Source organism: Aquidulcibacter paucihalophilus (assembly GCF_002105465.1).
In the GTDB taxonomy this organism is placed as follows: Bacteria; Pseudomonadota; Alphaproteobacteria; order Caulobacterales; family Aquidulcibacteraceae; genus Aquidulcibacter; species Aquidulcibacter paucihalophilus.
In genome coordinates this window covers 1-18877 of sequence record NZ_NCSQ01000161.1, presented here as the reverse complement: position 1 = coordinate 18877, position 18877 = coordinate 1, and the positions used below count along the sequence as shown (strand labels likewise).

The 18877-nt window shown below is 56.1% G+C and carries 19 protein-coding genes and 1 tRNA gene; 12 read left to right on the top strand and 8 right to left on the bottom strand.

Going from position 1 to position 18877, the window contains the following annotated elements; translation table 11 throughout:
- Positions 1–58: 58 nt before the first annotated feature.
- From B7364_RS12375 to B7364_RS12360, 4 genes are all read left to right on the top strand, one after another.
- The gene (locus B7364_RS12375) at positions 59–652 is read left to right on the top strand and encodes a hypothetical protein (RefSeq protein ID WP_085340350.1); all 594 of its coding nucleotides are present in this window, start codon (positions 59–61) and stop codon (positions 650–652) included.
- A 67-nt stretch (positions 653–719) separates the two neighbouring features.
- Complete coding sequence (locus B7364_RS12370; RefSeq protein WP_085340349.1) at positions 720–1262, top strand: DUF3833 domain-containing protein; 543 nt, start codon at positions 720–722, stop codon at positions 1260–1262.
- 127 nt (positions 1263–1389) lie between these two features.
- Positions 1390–1863, top strand: a complete 474-nt coding sequence (locus B7364_RS12365; protein ID WP_085340348.1) for a hypothetical protein — start codon at positions 1390–1392, stop codon at positions 1861–1863.
- Between the two features lie 346 nt (positions 1864–2209).
- Entirely contained in the window at positions 2210–3343 is a 1134-nt protein-coding gene (locus B7364_RS12360) for a GNAT family N-acetyltransferase (protein ID WP_085340347.1), read from the top strand.
- On the opposite strand, the gene queD is transcribed toward B7364_RS12360, so the two are convergent.
- From queD to queC, 3 genes are read right to left on the bottom strand one after another with little or no spacing between them, the layout of a single operon-like run.
- The gene (gene queD, locus B7364_RS12355; RefSeq protein WP_198534234.1) at positions 3340–3711 is read right to left on the bottom strand and encodes a 6-carboxytetrahydropterin synthase QueD; all 372 of its coding nucleotides are present in this window, start codon (positions 3709–3711) and stop codon (positions 3340–3342) included. The two genes, B7364_RS12360 and queD, sit on opposite strands and share 4 nt — an antisense overlap.
- Positions 3708–4343 (bottom strand): 7-carboxy-7-deazaguanine synthase, encoded by a 636-nt coding sequence (gene queE, locus B7364_RS12350; RefSeq protein WP_085340346.1) that lies wholly within the window; start codon positions 4341–4343, stop codon positions 3708–3710. Before queE ends, queD begins: the two co-directional genes overlap by 4 nt.
- Positions 4340–5080 (bottom strand): 7-cyano-7-deazaguanine synthase QueC, encoded by a 741-nt coding sequence (gene queC, locus B7364_RS12345; protein WP_232780901.1) that lies wholly within the window; start codon positions 5078–5080, stop codon positions 4340–4342. The genes queE and queC overlap by 4 nt, the downstream gene beginning before the upstream one ends.
- A gap of 319 nt (positions 5081–5399) precedes the next feature.
- On the opposite strand from queC, the gene B7364_RS12340 reads away from it, so the two are divergent.
- Positions 5400–6680 carry a pentapeptide repeat-containing protein gene (locus tag B7364_RS12340; RefSeq protein ID WP_085340344.1) on the top strand — a complete coding sequence of 427 codons (1281 nt, stop codon included), beginning with the start codon at positions 5400–5402 and terminating at the stop codon, positions 6678–6680.
- Between the two features lie 23 nt (positions 6681–6703).
- Here B7364_RS12340 and B7364_RS12335 read toward each other — a convergent pair.
- Both B7364_RS12335 and B7364_RS12330 read right to left on the bottom strand, forming a co-directional pair.
- Positions 6704–6780 (bottom strand) — tRNA-Met (locus B7364_RS12335).
- Positions 6781–6801: 21 nt separating this feature from the next.
- On the bottom strand, positions 6802–10251 hold the full coding sequence (locus B7364_RS12330; protein ID WP_085340343.1) for an indolepyruvate ferredoxin oxidoreductase family protein: 3450 nt from the start codon (positions 10249–10251) through the stop codon (positions 6802–6804).
- 156 nt (positions 10252–10407) lie between these two features.
- On the opposite strand from B7364_RS12330, the gene B7364_RS12325 reads away from it, so the two are divergent.
- Positions 10408–10896: an Lrp/AsnC family transcriptional regulator gene (locus tag B7364_RS12325; RefSeq protein ID WP_085340342.1), complete on the top strand. Its 489-nt coding sequence runs from the start codon at positions 10408–10410 to the stop codon at positions 10894–10896.
- Here B7364_RS12325 and metC read toward each other — a convergent pair.
- Both metC and sseA read right to left on the bottom strand, forming a co-directional pair.
- Positions 10883–12082 (bottom strand): cystathionine beta-lyase, encoded by a 1200-nt coding sequence (gene metC, locus B7364_RS12320; RefSeq protein WP_085340341.1) that lies wholly within the window; start codon positions 12080–12082, stop codon positions 10883–10885. The genes B7364_RS12325 and metC overlap by 14 nt on opposite strands.
- Positions 12079–12945 carry a 3-mercaptopyruvate sulfurtransferase gene (gene sseA, locus B7364_RS12315; protein WP_085340388.1) on the bottom strand — a complete coding sequence of 289 codons (867 nt, stop codon included), beginning with the start codon at positions 12943–12945 and terminating at the stop codon, positions 12079–12081. The genes metC and sseA overlap by 4 nt, the downstream gene beginning before the upstream one ends.
- 139 nt (positions 12946–13084) lie before the next feature.
- Between sseA and B7364_RS12310 the strand changes: the two genes are divergently transcribed.
- Together B7364_RS12310 and B7364_RS12305 are read left to right on the top strand one after the other, a co-directional pair.
- Positions 13085–13708 carry a ChrR family anti-sigma-E factor gene (locus B7364_RS12310; protein WP_085340340.1) on the top strand — a complete coding sequence of 208 codons (624 nt, stop codon included), beginning with the start codon at positions 13085–13087 and terminating at the stop codon, positions 13706–13708.
- A gap of 46 nt (positions 13709–13754) precedes the next feature.
- Positions 13755–14432 carry a DUF6134 family protein gene (locus tag B7364_RS12305; protein WP_157893679.1) on the top strand — a complete coding sequence of 226 codons (678 nt, stop codon included), beginning with the start codon at positions 13755–13757 and terminating at the stop codon, positions 14430–14432.
- Between the two features lie 2 nt (positions 14433–14434).
- Here B7364_RS12305 and B7364_RS12300 read toward each other — a convergent pair whose 3' ends face one another.
- Positions 14435–15796, bottom strand: coding sequence for an MFS transporter (locus tag B7364_RS12300; RefSeq protein WP_085340338.1), 1362 nt, complete (start codon positions 15794–15796; stop codon positions 14435–14437).
- A gap of 127 nt (positions 15797–15923) precedes the next feature.
- Here B7364_RS12300 and B7364_RS12295 point away from each other — a divergent pair, with 127 nt between their 5' ends.
- The 4 genes from B7364_RS12295 to B7364_RS12280 all read left to right on the top strand — a co-directional run bounded on the left by B7364_RS12295 (position 15924) and on the right by B7364_RS12280 (position 18691).
- Positions 15924–16844 carry an NAD-dependent epimerase/dehydratase family protein gene (locus B7364_RS12295; RefSeq protein ID WP_085340337.1) on the top strand — a complete coding sequence of 307 codons (921 nt, stop codon included), beginning with the start codon at positions 15924–15926 and terminating at the stop codon, positions 16842–16844.
- Entirely contained in the window at positions 16841–17050 is a 210-nt protein-coding gene (locus B7364_RS12290; protein WP_085340336.1) for a hypothetical protein, read from the top strand. The genes B7364_RS12295 and B7364_RS12290 overlap by 4 nt, the downstream gene beginning before the upstream one ends.
- A gap of 124 nt (positions 17051–17174) precedes the next feature.
- Complete coding sequence (locus tag B7364_RS12285) at positions 17175–18194, top strand: adenosine deaminase (protein WP_085340335.1); 1020 nt, start codon at positions 17175–17177, stop codon at positions 18192–18194.
- A 53-nt stretch (positions 18195–18247) separates the two neighbouring features.
- Positions 18248–18691 carry a protease inhibitor I42 family protein gene (locus B7364_RS12280; RefSeq protein WP_157893678.1) on the top strand — a complete coding sequence of 148 codons (444 nt, stop codon included), beginning with the start codon at positions 18248–18250 and terminating at the stop codon, positions 18689–18691.
- Positions 18692–18877: the final 186 nt, after the last annotated feature.

Here is an 18877-nt window from a genome sequence, read left to right as displayed (position 1 = left end):
GCATAGGCCTAGTCCACGTCCATCAGGACCAAGACCGAACGGACCTGACACGCCTTTAATGGAACCCGCCGCCCTCGACCGTGCGCTGCGTCATGCGGCTTGGCGCGACCCTCGGGTTGAACGTAAGAAATTCACCGAAGTCTATAGTGCCGTCCGCACTTTGGAGCGCACAGCCGCCTATGTCGACCAAGCGCTTGAACGCTTGGCAGAAGTCGCCGAAGCCCTCCGCATTGGGCAAACCACCGAACATGATTTGATGCGCGGCCTGCAAGCTGCCCGGATTGAAGAGGTACTCGATAGTCTCGATCGGCTCTCCAAAATTGCCGCCGATGGCAAGCTGAATCTGCTCCATGGCGAGTCCGACAGCCTCTATCTCGACTTTGGGCATGAGGCATTTCGCTATGTGCTGCCGCCCTTTGATCTGCGACGTGGCCCCAAAGGGCTCAATATTCCACACTTGAAAGATGGGTTTGAAAATAGCTCAGACGTGCAGGCAGTTAGCCAAGCGGTCAAGCTTGCGCACGTCCGCGTCAGCCAATTTGCCGCCCGCCTTAGCCATGACGCGGGCATGTTGGTGCGTATGGCCAATACCTATGAAGCCGATATCTCGGTTGAGACGGCGGAAGGCGTAACCCACGCGCCCGTCGACTGAGTTACCGGACCGTCAAACTGAACCATTCACGCCCTTGGCACGTAGAGAGGCGTGAAAGGTGTTTAACATGTTCAAAGCCCTCCAAAAGGCAGCCGCCCTGACCGCCGTCGCCATGAGTATGGCCGGTTGCGCCACCACGGCAGCTGCACCTACCGCTAAAGCCCCTCAACAGCTTGTCTTGGAAGATTATTTCAAAGGCAAAACCACCGCTTGGGGTGTATTCCAAGACCGTAACGGCACCCTGATCCGTCAGTTCAAAGTCGACATTGACGGGCAATGGGATGGATCGGTCCTAACTCTCGACGAGCGGTTTGATTATGCCGATGGCGCGAAAGAGCAGCGCATTTGGAAGATCAAAAAGACTGGGCCAAATACCTATGAGGGCACAGCAGGCGATGTCCGCGGCGTGGCCCGCGGCCTGATCCAAGGCAATCAATTGTCGTGGGTCTATGATGTCGACCTGAAAGTCGGTGACCGAACGGTCCTCGTAACCTTTGATGACCGCATGTGGTTGCAGCCCGACGGGATATTGATCAATCGGGCGAAAGTAAAAAAGTTCGGCATTGTCTTTGGTGAAGCAATCATCGTGTTCCAACCTGCGAAGCCCTAAGACGACGGGCGGGTCTGCCTAAAATTTTATGTTGACCCGCCTTGCCGAAATCGCATTTTGCACTCATTTTAGAAGTAGCTGGGGCTAAGTTGTTGTCGTACTGCGGATCGACACAGAGGAGATAGACATGGTGAAGTTTTTTTCTGCCGCTGCACTACTCTTGGCGATGATTGTTGCTTCCCCTGCATCTGCCGGTCAGTTGCAAGTCAATGTGACTTATGGCGAGAAGGCCCAAGAAAAGATCGAGAAGACCTATGGCGTGCGTGAAAAGGCCGTCATTCAGGAAATGGTTGAATCGAGTCTGAAGGAAAGCCTTGGGGATCGGGTTTCCCGCGTTGATGTTGTGATCCACGATCTGACGGCTAATCGTCCCACCTTTAAGGAATTAGGCGATAAGCCAGGTCTGTCCATGCAGAGCTTTGGCATTGGCGGGGCCGATGTCTCTGGCAAAGCCTATGATGCGGCAGGCAATCTGATCGGCGAAGCACGCTATGATTGGACCGGCGACATCATCTGGGCCGACACAGCTTGGGTTTGGTCAGATACGGACCGGACCTTGTCGGTTTTCGCACGTAAGCTGGCGAAGGCAGTTCCAGGCTAAAGCGCAGTATGAGGCGAAGTATCCTCGGTCATAAAACATCAACGGGGCCCAAGCGGCCCCGTTTTTGTGGGGTGGGCGCGCGCTTTTGCAAGCGCATTGAAAGCGCCAACCCTGTTTCAAAATTAAACACAATCAGGCCGGCGCCCTTGATAAGCGCAGGGCTGATTTCCAGTTTCGAGACACATCCTCCAACAAATCTGTCGAGATCGGGCTATTCGTCGCAAGTTCTCACATAAACGTGATAAATTACTCTGGAGGAATATGGGTTCCTGCGGCGTAAGTTTTCAGCGCTTGGGCCAAATCTTGCTAGGCAGGATGCAAGCTCTTTTGAAAAGGGATTCGCGTCATGACCAAAGTTACCCACGTTTCGGTTGCATCATTGGATGGCATTAGTGCGTTTGAGGAAGCTTTGTTCTGCGAGTTCCGCGCCGCTAATCCTGATTTGACGAGCCCTTATTTTTCACCGGACTTTTTAAAAGCTATTGCGCCCCACACGCCCGGTGGCATGTTGGCGCGTTTTCATGATGGTGACGAGATTGTTGGCTTCTTTGCCTATCAGAAGCGTGGCCAAAGCTTGCAACCTGCCGGTGCCCCGCTAGCCGATTATCATGCAGCCGTGATGAAAGAGGGCTATGGGCCAGATTGGTCGCTTCTGTTGTCGGCAGCCGGTGCGAAGCGGCTTGAGTTCAATGGCCTGATTGGGGCACAGGGCCTCGACCGCGCGCCTATCGTCAAGCATCGCCAAATCGTTGACCTCGTCGATGGCTTTGAGGCTTGGTTTGCCAGCCAGAAGGCCCGCTCGCCAAAATATTTCAAGAATTTGGGTCGATGCACCCGCAATGTGGCCAAGGACTTACCGGATCTGACATTTGACTGGACGGAAGTGACCCCAGCCCTCTTGGATTGGGTTTTAGACCTGAAAATCGACCAATATAAGCGCTCAGGCATGCATGATGTGTTCAGCTGTGGCTGGACACGTGACCTTTTGAAATCTCTGGCTGAGCATAAATCCACCGGCGCGTCCCTCATGGCGGGCGTTTATCGCCGGGGTGAGGAATTGGTGGCCGCTGAAATTTGCTTGCTGGATGGGGAAGATTTGCATTTCTGGTTCCCCGCCTATAACCCCGCTTATAGCCGCTATTCGCCCGGCCTTTTGTTGACCTTTGACATTATTCGCCACGCCGCAAAGCTTGGTTTCAAAGTGTTTGATTTCGGCAGCGGTGGAGAGGCTTATAAAACACCCATGACCACGAATGGCCCCCTGTGCTATGAGGGCCAAGTTGGCCAAGCCTTGGCCTTGCCAGTCAAGAATGACCGTTTGCAACGTGCGTGGCTGAGCGTGTGGCGGCGCGCCCATATTGTGCGGGCCTGCGAAGTCTCGATTAAGGGCAGACTCTTAGCCTGTTGGCGGCTTGTTGAACGGGCCCATATTCGCGCCCGTGCCCGTCTCGTCACCCGACCCCAACAATCGGCTGCCTAAAGACCAATCTCGAGCGTACACATTTCGCCCAAGGATGGCCGTGCAACTGAGACACGTCTCAGATTAGGCAGGCTTGGCTTCAAGCGGTCTGCCACCCACGCGCAGATATTCTCCAGCGTTGGCGTCTCAAGGCCTTCGATCTCATTCAGGAATGAATGATCCAGCACTTGGCGGACTTCGTTGATGGCTTTGGTGAGTTCGGCAAAATCACGCACCCAATGATCTTTGCCATCAGCTTCATCCTCTACCGACACATCCAGCCGGAAGGAATGGCCGTGCAAACGGCGATAGGGGTGGCTTTCATCGCCTTGATGGAGATGATGAGCGGCGTCAAAGGTTACGCTTTTGGTCAAAAGGCAGCGGGTCACGGGATTCCAAGCATTTTATGTGTTTGTAAGCTCAATCGCCATTGTGGATGGGCAAGACAATAGGCGACCGCAGCTTGGGTGTTTTTGTCCGTGTGCGGCCCGTCCATGGGTTGGAGGAAAAAATGGTCGAAAGAAAGCCCTTCAAACTGATCGGGCATGGCTAGAGCTTGGGGATAAACCAGCTTCAATTCATGGCCAGACCGCTGGGCTAGGGCTGCATTTGCCTTGGGGCTTACACAAATCCAGTCCAGTCCTTCAGGGGCTGCAATGGTTCCATTGGTCTCCACCGCGATTTCAAAGCCTGCCCGATGCAAGGCAGCAACGAGGGGTGGGTCGAGTTGCAATAAGGGCTCCCCCCCGGTGCAGACCACATAGGGCCTGCCCTGCTGAAGGTCTGGCCAAAGCTCTGCTACAGCCTCGGCCAAGGCTTCAGGGGTTTCAAATTTGCCACCGCCTTCGCCATTGGTACTGACAAAATCGGTGTCGCAGAATTGGCAAACAGCTTCACGTCGATCCTGTTCGCGGCCGCTCCACAAATTGCAGCCAGCAAAGCGCAGGAATACGGCCGGGCGGCCGGCCTGGGCCCCCTCGCCCTGCAGGGTATAAAAGCGCTCTTTCACCATATAGGTCATGGGGCCACGCGTAGGCCTTCTACCGCATGCCCCTGATGTTGGGCTTGCCATTGCTGCCAGCCTACAGCACGCAGCTCGCACGCCGGACACGCGCCGCAGCCATAGCCCCAGTCATGCCGCTGGCTGCGATCACCCGCATAACACGTGTGCGAATGTTCCAAGGTCACGTCAATCAAGGCCTGCCCACCCAAGGCAAAGGCAAGGTCCCACGTCTGCGCTTTGGTGAGATACATAAGCGGAGTCTGAAGCTTGAACGATACATCCATCCCCAGCGACAAAGATTGTTCTACCGCATCCAAAGTCGCACGGCGGCAATCGGGATAACCAGAATAATCGGTCTCGCACATGCCACCAACCAAAACCCCTAAACCCCGGCGATAGGCCAAGGCACCGGCAAAGGTCAGAAAAACGAGATTGCGACCGGGCACAAAAGTTGTCGGCAAGCCAGACGCGGCCATAGCAATGGCCGTATCGCGGGTAAGGGCCGTATCAGAAATTTGGCCCAAAAGGCCAAGGTCCAAAAGATGATCTTCGCCGAGCTTCTGGCCCCACTCGGGCATTTTTCTACCGATCTCATCCAAAATCACCAGCCGCTGGTCCAGTTCCACCCGATGCCGCTGACCATAATCAAAGCCAATGGTCTCCACGCGCTCATAGCGCGACAGTGCCCACGCCAGACAAGCAGTGGAATCTTGACCGCCTGAAAACAGGACAAGCGCATGTTTGGGCTCAATCACGAGGCAACCTTCACGGGGCAAAGTGGGGGGATGGAGGCGCTCCATAGCCTATTTTCAGCCAGACCGAAACTGCCACAGCGCAGAAAGCCCGGCGTGGCGGGACCAAGCGTCCGATCGGGCTCGATCGGGTCCGGCAGCGCCGAATGTTTAGTCAAATCTATGTATTCATTTCACTGACACATTCATCGTCGCGATTTATTGAAGTCACTATCTGGGAAATGGCGATTTTCCTTAACTAAGCCACAACACTCCTCAGCTAATGTCGTGGTTTCGTTACTCAACCAGTATCAAGAAGTTTAGGTGACACTTGAGCAGCATCATGACTTACGTAAAACTGGACTCCGAGACACTTGAAGCTGTCTTGAAACTCCATGAACGTTATGCAGGCGGCATCCTGGGTGGCAAGCGAGCCTCTTTGAAATTTGTCGATCTGTCGGGTGTTGACTTGTCTGGTCGCAATCTGGCCGATGCTGAGCTGACTGGATGTATTTTTGAGAATGCAAAGTTAATCAAGACGATATTTGAGCGAGCTATCCTGTTTGCCTGTGATTTTCGCAAGGCCGACCTGCGCGGCGCGCGCATGGCGAAGGCAGATATGCGCGGGGCAAATCTGCGCGGGGCTGACCTCTCCCATGCCGATTTAACCCAGTCAGACTTCCGCGAAGGCGAAGTGGCGGTGGCCGACAAAAGAAATGGCATGATGGTCGTCAAGCACCGCATGCGTCCGGGTGACGCTGAGGGCACTTTGTTTGTGGGGGCTACACTTGACGGTTCGCAATTCAATGGCGTGCAGGCCAAGGGGGCGGATTTCCAAGACTGCTCGATGAAGGGGGCTAAGCTCTCTGGCGCGATCTTGAAAGATTGCAATCTGGCTGGTGCTGATCTGCAAGATGCCGATCTCACGGGTGCCCGCTTGGAAGGGGCGCATTTTGAAGATGCGATCCTGACTGGGGTTGCCTTGGGCTTTGGCAAGATCGACCCCAAAATGGCCAAGGGCGCTTTGGGGGACCCAACCGACAGCGCAAAAATTCGGGCGATCCAGTTGGAAAATATGGCTCATGAACACCAGGCATGGTGGGAGAGTAATGGCAACGCTGGCAGGCATGCTAAGTTTGATGGTGAAGACCTGCGCCCAATGGCTTCCATGTTTAAGGGCATGCGCCTGACGGCAATTTCGGCGGTGAAATGCAATGGGGTCGGTGTTCGATTCATGTCGACCCAGCTGCAAGGGGCTAACTTCTGTGAAGCCGATTTGCGCGGTGCGTGCTTCGTAGGAGCCGACTTGCGCGGGGCAAACTTTACCCGTGCGCGCCTCAACAAGGCAGATTTCAGAAACGCGAAACTAAGCCCTCTGCGCATCAGCGCCGACAAGACCAAAGCAACTGACTTTACCGGTGCTGAAATGCGCTATGCCAATTTCGACCAAGCCGATATTCGCGAAGCGCTTTTCTATGACGTCGATATGTTAGGGGCGAGTTTCCGCGGCGCACAAGCCACCGGGGCCAAACGTGGCAAATCGCCCCAGAGCGAGGGCCAAGACACCCTAAAAGCCGACGACGCCGCACCAGCGGTGTCGCACGCTGCGGCCAACGCCGCCTAAACAATCCAAGGAAGAAGGCCCGATGGTGGCGGGAGAGAGACTTGAACTCTCGACCTCACGATTATGAGTCGTGCGCTCTAACCAGCTGAGCTACCCAGCCAACGCATCGGGGAGCCGTCATTTAGTGCGCATCGACTTTCGGGGCAAGTCTTTGGGTCAGTTGAGCCATGAGAGTTTTCCGTTTGGCATCTGTGCGCACCCGTGCAGCCTCCTTCACATGGCCAAAACCACGGACATCGTCTGGCAAATTGGCCAGTTCGACGATCTGACGATGGGTTGCTGTGGACAAATGCTGTATCCAGATGGCAAGGTCAGCCAGATATTGATCGCGGAAAGCGCGTTCCTTGGCCCGCTCCTCAGTCGCGCCAAATAGATCCAGCGGGGTGCCACGCAGGACTTTGCCGTGCTGCAGCACTTTGAACGCCCCCAAAATCCAAGCACCAAAGGCCTGTTTTTTGGGTAGGCCCGTTGCAGGATCCTTCGCGCCAAGGAAGGGCGGAGCCAGCCAAATCTTCAACGACTTCCGGCCCCCCAAAGTCGCATTCAAGCCTTCCATATAGGCGGGGTCAGCATAAAGCCGGGCGACTTCATACTCATCCTTATAGGCCATGACTTTGGCCAGATTGACCGCAACCGTGCGCGTTAAGGTATCGCCCAAGCGTGCTTCGGTCTCGGCTTTGCGAACTTTAGCCACCGCGTCCGCATAGATCTGGGCATAGGTTGGGTTCTGATAGGCCGTCAGATGGGCGATGCGATGGGTGATCAAATCATCGAGCGATTTTTCGGGTGGCGGCTCGCGGACTGGCACCATTTCTTTCAGGCGTGCTGGATCATAAGCCGCCAAGCGCCCAAGATCGAAGGCGAGCACATTTTCATCAATCGCCACGCCATTAAGCTTGATTGCCCGATACAGCCCGCGCAGCGATACCGGAACCAATCCCCTTTGCCACGCAAAGCCTAAGAGGATCATATTGGAATAAAGGGCGTCATAGAGATATTCTTCCGCCAAGCCTTCGGCATGGATCACCCCCAGCTCGCGCACCGCTTGGGCGAACAAATCGACCTTGGGCTGACCGCGAAACCCGCGCTTGCGGTTCTGGATAAATTCGCTCGTCGGCTGGATGTCAAAATTGGCGACAGCGCGCGTGGTTTCTTTACAGACCAGATTGAGGCCATCGAGATTGGTTGCCACGATCAAATCGCCCGCGATCATCACATCGGCTGAAGCAGGGGGAACGCGGCCCGAGCGAATATCTTCGGGCTGATTGGCAATGCGCACATGGCTGAGCACTTGCCCTCCCTTTTGGGCAAGGCCGGTCATATCCAGCGTAGAAGAGGCCTTGCCATCGACATGGGCCGCCATGCCGACAATGGCTGACACCGTGGTTACCCCAGTCCCGCCAACGCCAGTGAAGACGATCGAGCGCGGCCGCTCTAAACTCATGGGCTCTGGCAAGGGGATATTGGTGGCGTCAAAGGTCGGACGCGCCCGTTCGCGCTTGGCATTATGGCTGCCCTCAACCGTCACAAAGGAGGGGCAGAAACCATCGACACAGCGGATATCTTGATTGCACGAGGACTGATCAATCTGCCGCTTGGTGCCAAATTCGGTTTCCAGCGGATGGATCGACAAGCAATTGGATTGCTTAGAACAATCTCCACAGCCCTCGCACACGGCCGGATTGATATAGGCGCGGGTCGAAGTGGCCTTAAGGAGCTTGCGCTTGATCCGGCGGCGCTTCTCAGTCGCGCACATTTGGTCATAGATCAGGACGGTCACGCCCTTCGTCTCGCGCAGGCGGCGTTGAACCGCATCCAATTCCTCACGCGGATAGACGCGGACCGAAGGCTCAAGCGCCACATTGGCATAGCGGGTTGGATCATCAGCGACGATCACAACTTTCTTGACACCCTCGCCCAGTAATTGCTTGGCAATTTGCGGCGTGGTTTGACCGCTCTCGGTGGACTGACCACCGGTCATGGCCACCGCATCATTATAAAGAAGCTTATAGGTCACATTGACCTTGCCCGTGACCGCCGCGCGAATGGCCAGCGAACCTGAGTGGGAATAGGTACCATCCCCCAAATTGACAAAGACATGATCTTCATCGGTAAACGGGGCTTGGCCAATCCAGCCAATGCCCTCCCCGCCCATTTGGCTTGTCATATCGGTCTGACGGTCGGGCATGAAGGTTGCCATATAGTGACAGCCAATACCGGCTAGGGCGCGCGACCCCTCTGGCACGACCGTTGAACTATTGTGTGGACATCCTGAACAGAAATGGGGCGTGCGGTGCGCATCCCCCTCTAATGCCTTTGCCCGGTCCTTGCTCTCTTGCACCCGGTTCAAATAAGCCAAGGCCTGTTCGCGATGTGGCCCCTCGGGCACCAGATCAAACAAAGTCTTGGCCAGAACCGGAATGGAAATAGCAGCTGTATCAGGCAGCAATGGCTTGCCATCCAGCCCCCTCTTGCCAATCACCCGTGGGCGTTTGCCATCGGGCAAATCATACAAAGCATCGCGAATTTGGGGCTCGATCAACGCACGCTTGTGCTCCACCACCAAAAGCGTCTCAAGCCCAAGGGCAAAACCACGCAGATGGTAGGGCTCTAACGGCCATGGCATGGCGACTTTAAAGATGGTGAGGCCCAGATCGGCTGCCAATTCTGGGCTGATGCCTAAAGCATCCAAGGCTTCGAAAATATCGCGTGTCGCTTGCCCTGTTGCCACTAAACCGATCCGGCGCTTGTCCCCGCTCAAAATCTCCCGGTCGAGACTATTCGCCCGCACAAAGGCTTGGGCAGCAGGCAGCTTGTATTGGCGCAGGCGCGCTTCCTTTGCCATCGGATCATCTCCACGGCGGAGGTTGACCCCTTGGGGTGGCAATTCAAAGTCGGTTGGCAGGCGGATGTTAAAGCGGTGGGCACCTACGTCAATCACCGCACCAGAATCCATCGTATCGGCCAAGGCAATCAGGCCCGTCCAAGCGCCAGAAAAACGCGACATCTCAATGCCATAAAGGCCAAAGTCTAAAACGTCTTGGATCGATGCTGGCGACAGAATCGGCATTTCTGCGTCGATGAAGGCAAATTCGGATTGGCTGGGCAAGGTGGAGCTCTTGCAAACATGGTCATCGCCCGCAATCGCCAATGTACCGCCAAATTTGGACGTGCCGGCAAAATTGGCGTGTTTGAACACATCGCCAGTGCGATCCACACCCGGTGCCTTGCCATACCAAATGCCAAACACGCCATCAAAGCGCGCCCCAGCAAACTGGCCCAATTGTTGGCTGCCCCACACCGCTGTTGCACCCAAATCTTCGTTCAGACCGGGCCAAAACTCGATATTGTGGGATTTCAAAAGCTTAGAAGCGCGCTCCAGCTGCATATCATAGCCGCCAAGCGGGGAACCGCGATAGCCAGAGATAAAGCCTGCCGTGTTCAATCCGGCCTTCACATCGCGTCGCTTTGGGTCCAAAGGAAGCCGCACAAGGGCTTGGATACCTGTTAGAAACGCTCTACCCTCGTCGAGTTCATACTTGTCGGTTAAAAGAACTTCGCGATGGAGCATCTGATTTGGCCCTCGGGTTTGCTACCATGTGGAACATGGCCTGCTTTTATCTGGGCATCATCTTCTGTTTTCGCGGAAAAAGCTTGCTCTTTTTTTCGTTATTTGCGAAGAAATGCGCAAGATACATGTTCACTTTGCCAGAATTGAGGAAAATTCGTGTCGGAAGAACTAGACGCCATTGATGTACGCATACTCGATCTGGTCCAAGAAGATGCGGCCCTGTCTGTGGCCGAGATTGCCGACAAGGTCGGTTTGTCGTCAAGCCCTTGCTGGCGGCGGATCAAACGGCTGGAAGAAATTGGCGTCATTACCAAGCGCGTAACCATCTTGGAGCGCGCCGCCTTGGGCCTTGATTTCGAAGTAATGGCCTCGGTGAAACTGGCTTTGCCCAATCGCGAAAACCTCGAGAAATTCGAAGCAGCCGTGGCCAACTGGCCAGAAGTTGTCGATTGTGCGACGGTGACTGGGGCGGTTGATTATATGATCCGTGTCGTGACCACCGACATGCATGCCTATGATGGGTTCTTGCGCGACAAACTCTTGGGCCAAGGCCTCGTATCGGATGTGCAATCGCGCATTGTGATTCGCGTTGCGAAACGCACGACTTCAGTGCCCTTGGGGCTTAGCCAGTCTAAGCGGCGTTAAGCACGGCAAAGCCGCGCTCAAGGTCAGCCATCAAATCCTCTTGTGCTTCCAAACCAATGGAGTAGCGCACGATAGGGCCTTTGGGATGCAGCGCCGGAAATTGGCGGTTGATCTGGACCGTGCTCGGTAGAGCCAAGCTTTCAAACCCGCCCCACGAAAAGCCCATCGAGAAGATTTGATAGGCTTCGGCCATGGCATTGATTCTCGCTGCAGCAACAGGCTTGAACACCACCGAGAACAAGCCGCCCGCTCCACGAAAGTCACGCTGCCAGATGGCGTGATCTGGGTGGGACGGTAAAGCCGGATGCAGCACTTGGGCAACTTCGGGGCGACCTTCTAGCCAAGCGGCGATCTCGCGCGCCACCCGGTCTTGGTGGGCCATGCGCAAGCCCATGGTGCGCAAGCCACGCAAGGTCAGCCACGCATCTTCTGCAGACGTCCCAATACCCAGCATCTGGTGCATGGTCTTCAGCTTGATTAGCCAATCGGGGCTGTTTGTGATCAAAGCGCCTGCCAGCACATCGGCATGCCCACCCTGATATTTGGTCAGGGCCTGCATGGAAATATCCACACCCAGATAAAACGGCTTCATATAGAGGCCTGCTGTCCAGGTATCATCGATTAAGGTCGCAACTCCGCGCGCCTTGGCAGCAGCAGTGATGGCGGGCACATCTTGCAGCTCAAACGTCAAAGATCCCGGGCTTTCCAAAATGATCAAGCTGGTATTGGGCTTGATGAGGCCGGCAATATCGGCCCCGATACGAGGATCATAAATCTCTGTTTCAACACCATATTTAGCCAAGACTTCGCGGCAGAACCGGCGGGTTGGGCCATAGGAAGAATCCGTCAGCAGAACATGATCGCCCGCCTTGGTCGCCGCCATCAGCGCAAGGGTGAGGGCTTGCAAACCCGAGGGAGCCAAGACCGTGCCCACCCCGCCGGAAATTTCGGTCAAGGCTTCGCAAAGGCGATCCTGGGTCGAAAGGCCTTCGAGGCCATAGCCCTTCATGTCGCTTAAAGGGCCCGCCCGATAAAGATCATCCGCCTGATCAAACAAAAGGGTAGAGCCGCGCTGAATGGGTGGATTTATCACCCGCTCATGGGAAAATGGGTCGCGGCCGATCTGTACCAGCCGGGTGGCAGCCGAAAGCCCCTCGCCACGGCCACTTTTGGGCGTCTTGCTCATCCAGCAGCCTCAGTCTCGATTGGGGAAGCTGGATCTGCCGCCCACTCACTCCACGCCCCGTCATAGACGGGCACATCCCACAGCCCAAGCCGGGCTAGAGCCAAAGCGATGACACAAGCGGTAACGCCAGAGCCACAGGTGGTCACCACGCGCTTGCTTAAATCAATGCCAGCAGCTTTGAAGGTTTCGGCCAAATCGGCAGGATCCTTCATCGTATTGTCGGGCTTTAAGAGGGTTGAAAACGGCACGTTGAAGGCACCGGGCATATGGCCGCTGGGCAGATTTGGGCGTGGCTCCGGGGCTGTGCCCGCAAACCGACCAGCTGGGCGGGCATCGAGAATTTGGGCGCTTTTGGCGTCGATTTTGGCCAGAACTTGCGCTTTGTCTCGGATCAAATCGGCGCGGCGGCGCACCGTGAAATGCCGCTCACGTGCGACAGGTGGCATGTCCTCAAGCTCTCGACCTTCGGCCTGCCATTTGGGGAGACCGCCATCAAGCACAACCACATCATCATGGCCCATATGGCGGAACATCCACCACACGCGGGCAGCCGAAAAAACGCCCGTGCTGTCATAGACGACAAGACGCAGGCCATCGCCCAAGCCCAGCTTCTTGACCCGGCTTGCAAACTTTTCTGGGCTGGGCATCATGTGCGGGAACGGGCTAGCGGTATCGGAAATCTCATCAATATCAAAGAAGACAGCGCCTGGAATATGAGATGCATCATACTCTTCTTTGGCATTGCGTCCGGCACTTGGCAGATGCCACGAGGCATCAATGATGCGAACATCCGGCGCGCCCAATTTGTCGGCAAGCCATTGGGTTGAAACTAAGGGATCATCAGGATTGGCCCAGCCTGCCATGTTCGTGTCCTCAACCAACTTCTTGCGCTGCCCGCCCAAGGCGTGCCACACGGGGTTTTTTCAGTGCTTATGATCCACTAAAGGGATTTCAACGTAAGTTGCAAAGACTATCTCATAAACTGGCGACACAACCAAACCCATGAACGACGAATTCACTGCTCATACGATTGAAACGGATCAGCGCTATCAAGCGCTCATGCTGGACTATGCGGCTGGCAGTCTGCCGCGCGGGCCTGCACTGGTTGTTTCTGCGCATTTAGCACTGCAGCCGCAGGCGCGCGAGATTACGCGCACCTTTGATGCGGCTGGCGGTATGCTTTTAGATACGATTGAGCCTGTTGAAATTGCGCAGCCTGCTTGGCTGGAAGCTGAAACTGGAACCGATTATTCCAGCCATTCCTTGCGCGAAATTGACGATATGGCCCATGTCCTGTCCTCCATCGATCAAGGCCGCTGGCGGCGCAATCTGGCCGGCATGCTGACCATGCCGCTACCGGGCTGTGATGCGGAATTGCTGAAACTGGAAGCAGGTCGGAAAGTGCCAGAACATGGCCATTCTGGCCTTGAAGTCACGCTGGTCCTGTCGGGTGCCTTGGACGATGGTAATCAAATCTACCGTCGTGGCGAGCTGTTGGTGCATGACGAAGATAGCGAGCACCAGCCCGGTGCAGCCAAAGGTGTCGATTGCATCTGCCTGATCGCCCAGACCGGCAATGTGCGCCTGAAGGGGCCACTTGGGTGGTTGATTAACCGTTTCAACTGATTTTTGGCATAAACGCCCGCAAGGGCTGAGTGAAAGAGGCTTTGTGATGTCATCTAAAAGCAGTCTCCAGTCGAGTCTTTTGGCTACTGCCCTTGTACTGGGCGGGACAGCTTTGGCGTCAAGCGCGGCTGCAGCGACACCGGGGCGGACGGAATTTGAAATCCTTATGAATGGCAAACCCGTCGGCAAGCATATCGTCACGGTTTCCAGAAATGCCGACATGACCAATGTTCGCATTGCCATTGATATGGCGGGCAAAATTGGCCCTATTGGCTTTACCTACCGCCACCGATGCGAAGAGGCGTGGCGTGGCAATCAATTAACCAGCCTGAATTGTTCGGATCAGGAAAATCGCTCGAACAAGGCGGTTGCAGCAAATCTGCGTGGGGCTAATCTCGTCGTCGATGGCACGGGCTTTAAAGGCAATGCACCTGCCACCATTCTGCCTTCCAGCTGGTGGCGGTTTAGCACTATCAACCAATCTCGCCTGCTTGATAGCCGGGATGGCAAGCTAAGCCGGGTGAATGTAAACCGGGTCGGCGAAGAGGTTTTACAGATTGGCGGAACACCCGTTCGGGCCAATCATTATCGCGTGCGCGGGGCGGTCAATACCGATTTGTGGTATGATTCAACGGGTCGATGGGTGCGCACCGCATTCAAGATTGCCGGTCAGAGCTTTGACTATCGGAAAGTGACTTCAGTCGCCAATTCGCCTAGAGAGTAGGGCTATAGGCTCGTCGTGGTTCGATTGCGGGCAATCTCAGCCCTGATGCGGGCTTGCTCGCTGGCGTCAATTGGAAAGCCGCGCATCAGGGTGATCGCGATCAACTTCAAGCCAATGGGGATCGCGCAATAAAGCGCAACAAGGCTCGTTAAGGCCAAGTCGGTTTGTTCTCCGCCTTGCGTGTTAAAGCCAACCAATCCCAGTAAGCCAAAGGCAGCACCGGCTGCCACGGCCAAGGCCAATTTGGTCGCGACACTCCAGAGGGCGAAATAAAGCCCGGTTCTAGGGGCTTGGCCGGTCTTTAACTCGTCCAAATCCACCACATCGGCTTGCATAGCAGCTGGCAACACAATATCCGCCCCCAGAGCCAGACCAGAGCCGATACAGACAATCAAAAACAACCCCCACGCCTCGGGCCCGGTCACGCCGAGGGCCAGAGCAAAGACAAGGCACGCCCACACCATGGCCCAGCACCACACGCGGTCCTTGCCAAATTTGCCGCCAAGCCAAGCCCAAAACGGTGCCGAGACCAGCCCGGCGAGAAAATAGGTGCCGAGTAAAGCCCCTTGCAAATCCGGCCGACCCAAACGCTCGGAAACGAAATAGAGAAACAAGGTCGCAGGCAGGCCATTGGCAATGCCATTGATGATATAGGCTACGACCAGCCGACGAAATGGCTCATTGGCGGCACAATCTTTCAGGCCCTCGCGTAGACTGGCAACTGGCTGTGTCGCCAATGGCGGGTCTGGCACCAAGAGCACACAGATGCCGCAGGCCAAAGGCGTTGTGACCGCAGCAAACAGGCCCAATAGGGCCATCGCCTCTCGTAGCGCTCCGCCATTGGAGACAAAAGCAACCAAAGCTACCGCTCCGATCACGCCCAATACAGTGGCAATCTCGCGCCAGGCTGTTACCACAATACGTTCGCGATAATCTGGGCTCAGCTCTGCGCCCCACGCATTTAGCGGCAAGGTAATGGCCGCCCAGGAGATGGAGACCATCAAGGTCCAAAAAGCGAAATAAGCTGCCCCCGCCCCGTCCGGCGGCGTCATAATCATAAAGGCCGACCAAGCCGCCAGCGGGCTTGCCACCAACACCCATGGCCTACGCCGCCCAAAGCGGCCGCGGGTCTGATCCGACAAGCGGCCTGCCACGAGATCGCTCGCCGCATCTAACAGCCGCACAATCAAAAGGATGAGGCCAATCAGGCCGGCCCCTATGCCTACTTCTTTGGCATAAAAGGTGGGGGCAAACATATAGAAGGGCTGACCCAAAGCCGCGATCGGCACCGCGGGCAGCGCATAGGCAAACAGCCGCCAAGGGGAAAGCAATCGGGCTGTGCCGGGGGGTGTAGGGTCTTTCATGCAGGTAACATGGTGCCTGCAAGCCAAGCTGCCAAGCTGCTAGACAGCGCCGACATTCGCTCGTAAATGTGTGAAATTCACACATATTGGTGTGATCGTGTAAGATTGGCACAAAACGGATGTCAAAATGCCCTCTTTAGGCCGGAAATTCATCATCATTGGCGGCGCAGGTCTGGTCGGCAGCGCCGTGGCGCGGCATTTGGCCCAAGATGGTAGCGCACAGGTGATTATCTGTGATCAATTGGGGTCGAGTGCATCGGGCAAGTGGGCCAATTTGCCGTCAAACATGGCCGACCTTTGGACGCCGGATGATCTGATGACCCATCTTGATAAAGCTTGGCGTGATGTGGCCGGTGTTTTGTGCTTTGCCGATGCCGGCCATAGTGCGGGCGATATGGATGGCTTGTTTGAGACCTCTTATCACCTCCCCCGTCGTATTTGGGATTATGCCGTTGCCAAACAGCGCGCGATCTATTGGGCATCCTCGACGCAAGTCTATGGTGGGGCCACGCCGGACCTGTCGAGCGACCCTCATGTAATTGCGGGCTTCCAACCCAAAACAGCCTTTGGCCGCGCCAAGCAAGCCTTTGACTATTTCGCAGCGAGCCAAGGTACAGGCCCCGACGCCGCCCCAATCGCCACCGGCCTTCGGCTCGCGTCCGTCTATGGCCAAGGCGAAAGCCATAAAGGCGCTCTCGCCAGCTTGCCCAGCCGGGCACGTGCCCATGCTTTGGCTGAACGCCCCCTTTCAGTCTGGGACGAAAACCGGGATTGGGTGCATGTAGACGATGCCGCCCAGCTAATCACCCAGCTTGTGTTGCAAGGCCATGCAGGCTTTTTCGACATCGGCAGCGGTGCCCTCACCTCTGCAAAGGCCATTGTGAAGGCGAGTGAAGCGGCAACCCGTAAAGCGCTGGCCGTAGAAACCCGCCCTGCCCCTGTTGACGCGCGCAGCCCTCATGCTGCGGTAGCCGACCTATCGGCCCTTGAAAAGCTGGGCATATCTTGCACATTCCGAACGATGGAAACTGGACTATCCCTGACGTGAGCACGCCCTCTGGCACGACCCCTGACGCCGTCACCCATGCAGCCCGCCTGTTACAAGCACACTATGGCGAAGATGGTGCGGTGATTGCCGTGATGCGCGCTGCTGAGGCCGCCGCCATGGGCGATCTGGAAATGGCCGATCATTGGGAAGCGGTGGCCGCCCTGATTGATTCCCCAGATGCCACCGCCCCTGATGCCCTCAATTAGAGCGAACACACCCAATCGCCCCACAAATCAGTTGCGCAACAGGCCTGATGATTTAGAAGGCCTGTGACTAATCTGTCAGGGCCTTATGGCCCTGCCGTCGCTGCGACGCACTCCGGGGACACCTATGACCGCTTTTGACCGTGACGCCTTTATCGCAGGTCTGCCCAAGGCAGAGCTTCACTTGCATCTGGAAGGCTCGCTGGAGCCTGAATTGATGTTTGCTTTGGCCCAGCGCAACAAAATCGCGATCCCGTTCAACACTGTGGAAGAAGTGCGGGCCGCCTACAGTTTCTCTAACCTGCAGGACTTTCTCGATATCTATTATCAAGGCGCAGGCGTCTTGCAGACCGAGCAGGATTTCTATGACCTGACCATGGCATATTTGACGCGGGTTGCCGCCGATGCCTGCCGCCATGTTGAAGTCTTTTTTGACCCACAAACCCACACCGATCGTGGCATTGAGATGGGCGTAGTGATTGGCGGCATCGCGCGCGCCTTAGCCGATGGGCAAAGCCAATTGGGCGTTACCTCAAAACTCATTTTGTGCTTCCTGCGCCATTTGGACGAAGACGCCGCCTTTGCGACTTTAGAAGCGGCTGAACCCTATCTGGAGCATATTTTTGGTGTTGGCCTTGATTCGAGCGAAGTGGGCCATCCGCCTTCCAAATTCGCCCGTGTCTTTGAAGCTGCCCGCGCCAAGGGCCTGCATTTGTTTGCCCATGCCGGCGAAGAGGGCCCGCCCGCCTATGTCTGGGAAGCACTTGACCTGCTTAAAATCGACCGCATTGACCATGGCAATCGCGCTTTAGAGGATGAGGCCTTGGTTGCACGCATTGCCAAGGACGGTCTAACCCTGACCGTATGCCCCTTGTCGAACCTATCTTTGTGCGTCGTCCATGACCTTACCCAACATCCCCTGCGGGCCATGTTGGAAAAGGGTCTCAAGGCAACGATCAATTCCGATGATCCGGCCTATTTCGGTGGTTATCTCAATGCCAATTGGCACGCCATCGCCAAGGCGCTGGACTTAAGCAAGCAAGAATTGGTTACCCTGGCGCACAACAGCTTTGCTGGCAGCTATTTGACGCCCACAGAGAAGCAGGCTCATGCTGAAGCCATTGAGGCTTGGGCGGAGCGCTTTTAGGCGCAGCGGCCACCGGCCTAAGGACCTGAAGGGTGAGTATCATGAAGTGGAGGATGCCTCGGGCGCTAGTGGGCTTCGGCCTTGTCTCCATCAGCGCCTGCGTCAGCCAACCCACAGCTGAGAAGGCCGCGGGAATAATCTTCACCGCCGCAGATACAGCCTCCAGCAAAACCCTGAAACTCGGGCAAAGCTTTGAAGTGCGGGTATTGGGCACACCGACGGCAGGATATCTGTGGGACGTACAATCTTTGCCTGCGGGCGTGGTTTTGATCGCCAAAACCTCCCGCCCAGAAAATCCAGAGGGCCGCAAACAAGGCATGGTCGGCGGCAATGATTGGACCATCTTCCGCTTCCAAACCATTTCGGCCCCTGCGGATTTGCAGGGTACTGCCGGTCAAAGCTTGGTCCTGCGCTACGGTCGGCCCTGGGAATTAGAAAAGGGCCGCCCCGCTGACCAGATCTGGCGCATGCAGATTGCGGTCAAACCAGCCGGTTGAGGATTGTGAGCGGCCATGTCCCACTCTTTATGTGGTTGTCATCCCAGATGGCGTGAGCCGCTTACTTGATCTTGCGCTAGAGAGTGCCGCAAGGTCCCGTAGGGTCCCCGCTGGTAGCCTAAATATCGGCAGAGATGGCATTCTCGGGGCGGGGAGAGTTTTTTGTCTAGAAGCGCTTTGGTGACC

Excerpts from the sequence above, each read along its gene's own strand:
- B7364_RS12375 (WP_085340350.1), top strand. The coding sequence starts at position 59 with ATGGAACCCGCCGCCCTCGACCGTGCGCTGCGTCATGCGGCTTGGCGC.
- B7364_RS12370 (WP_085340349.1), top strand. The coding sequence starts at position 720 with ATGTTCAAAGCCCTCCAAAAGGCAGCCGCCCTGACCGCCGTCGCCATG.
- B7364_RS12365 (WP_085340348.1), top strand. The coding sequence starts at position 1,390 with ATGGTGAAGTTTTTTTCTGCCGCTGCACTACTCTTGGCGATGATTGTT.
- B7364_RS12360 (WP_085340347.1), top strand. The coding sequence starts at position 2,210 with ATGACCAAAGTTACCCACGTTTCGGTTGCATCATTGGATGGCATTAGT.
- queE (WP_085340346.1), bottom strand. The coding sequence starts at position 4,343 with ATGACCTATATGGTGAAAGAGCGCTTTTATACCCTGCAGGGCGAGGGG.
- B7364_RS12340 (WP_085340344.1), top strand. The coding sequence starts at position 5,400 with ATGACTTACGTAAAACTGGACTCCGAGACACTTGAAGCTGTCTTGAAA.
- B7364_RS12330 (WP_085340343.1), bottom strand. The coding sequence starts at position 10,251 with ATGCTCCATCGCGAAGTTCTTTTAACCGACAAGTATGAACTCGACGAG.
- metC (WP_085340341.1), bottom strand. The coding sequence starts at position 12,082 with ATGAGCAAGACGCCCAAAAGTGGCCGTGGCGAGGGGCTTTCGGCTGCC.
- sseA (WP_085340388.1), bottom strand. The coding sequence starts at position 12,945 with ATGGCAGGCTGGGCCAATCCTGATGATCCCTTAGTTTCAACCCAATGG.
- B7364_RS12310 (WP_085340340.1), top strand. The coding sequence starts at position 13,085 with ATGAACGACGAATTCACTGCTCATACGATTGAAACGGATCAGCGCTAT.
- B7364_RS12305 (WP_157893679.1), top strand. The coding sequence starts at position 13,755 with ATGTCATCTAAAAGCAGTCTCCAGTCGAGTCTTTTGGCTACTGCCCTT.
- B7364_RS12300 (WP_085340338.1), bottom strand. The coding sequence starts at position 15,796 with ATGAAAGACCCTACACCCCCCGGCACAGCCCGATTGCTTTCCCCTTGG.
- B7364_RS12295 (WP_085340337.1), top strand. The coding sequence starts at position 15,924 with ATGCCCTCTTTAGGCCGGAAATTCATCATCATTGGCGGCGCAGGTCTG.
- B7364_RS12285 (WP_085340335.1), top strand. The coding sequence starts at position 17,175 with ATGACCGCTTTTGACCGTGACGCCTTTATCGCAGGTCTGCCCAAGGCA.
- B7364_RS12280 (WP_157893678.1), top strand. The coding sequence starts at position 18,248 with ATGCCTCGGGCGCTAGTGGGCTTCGGCCTTGTCTCCATCAGCGCCTGC.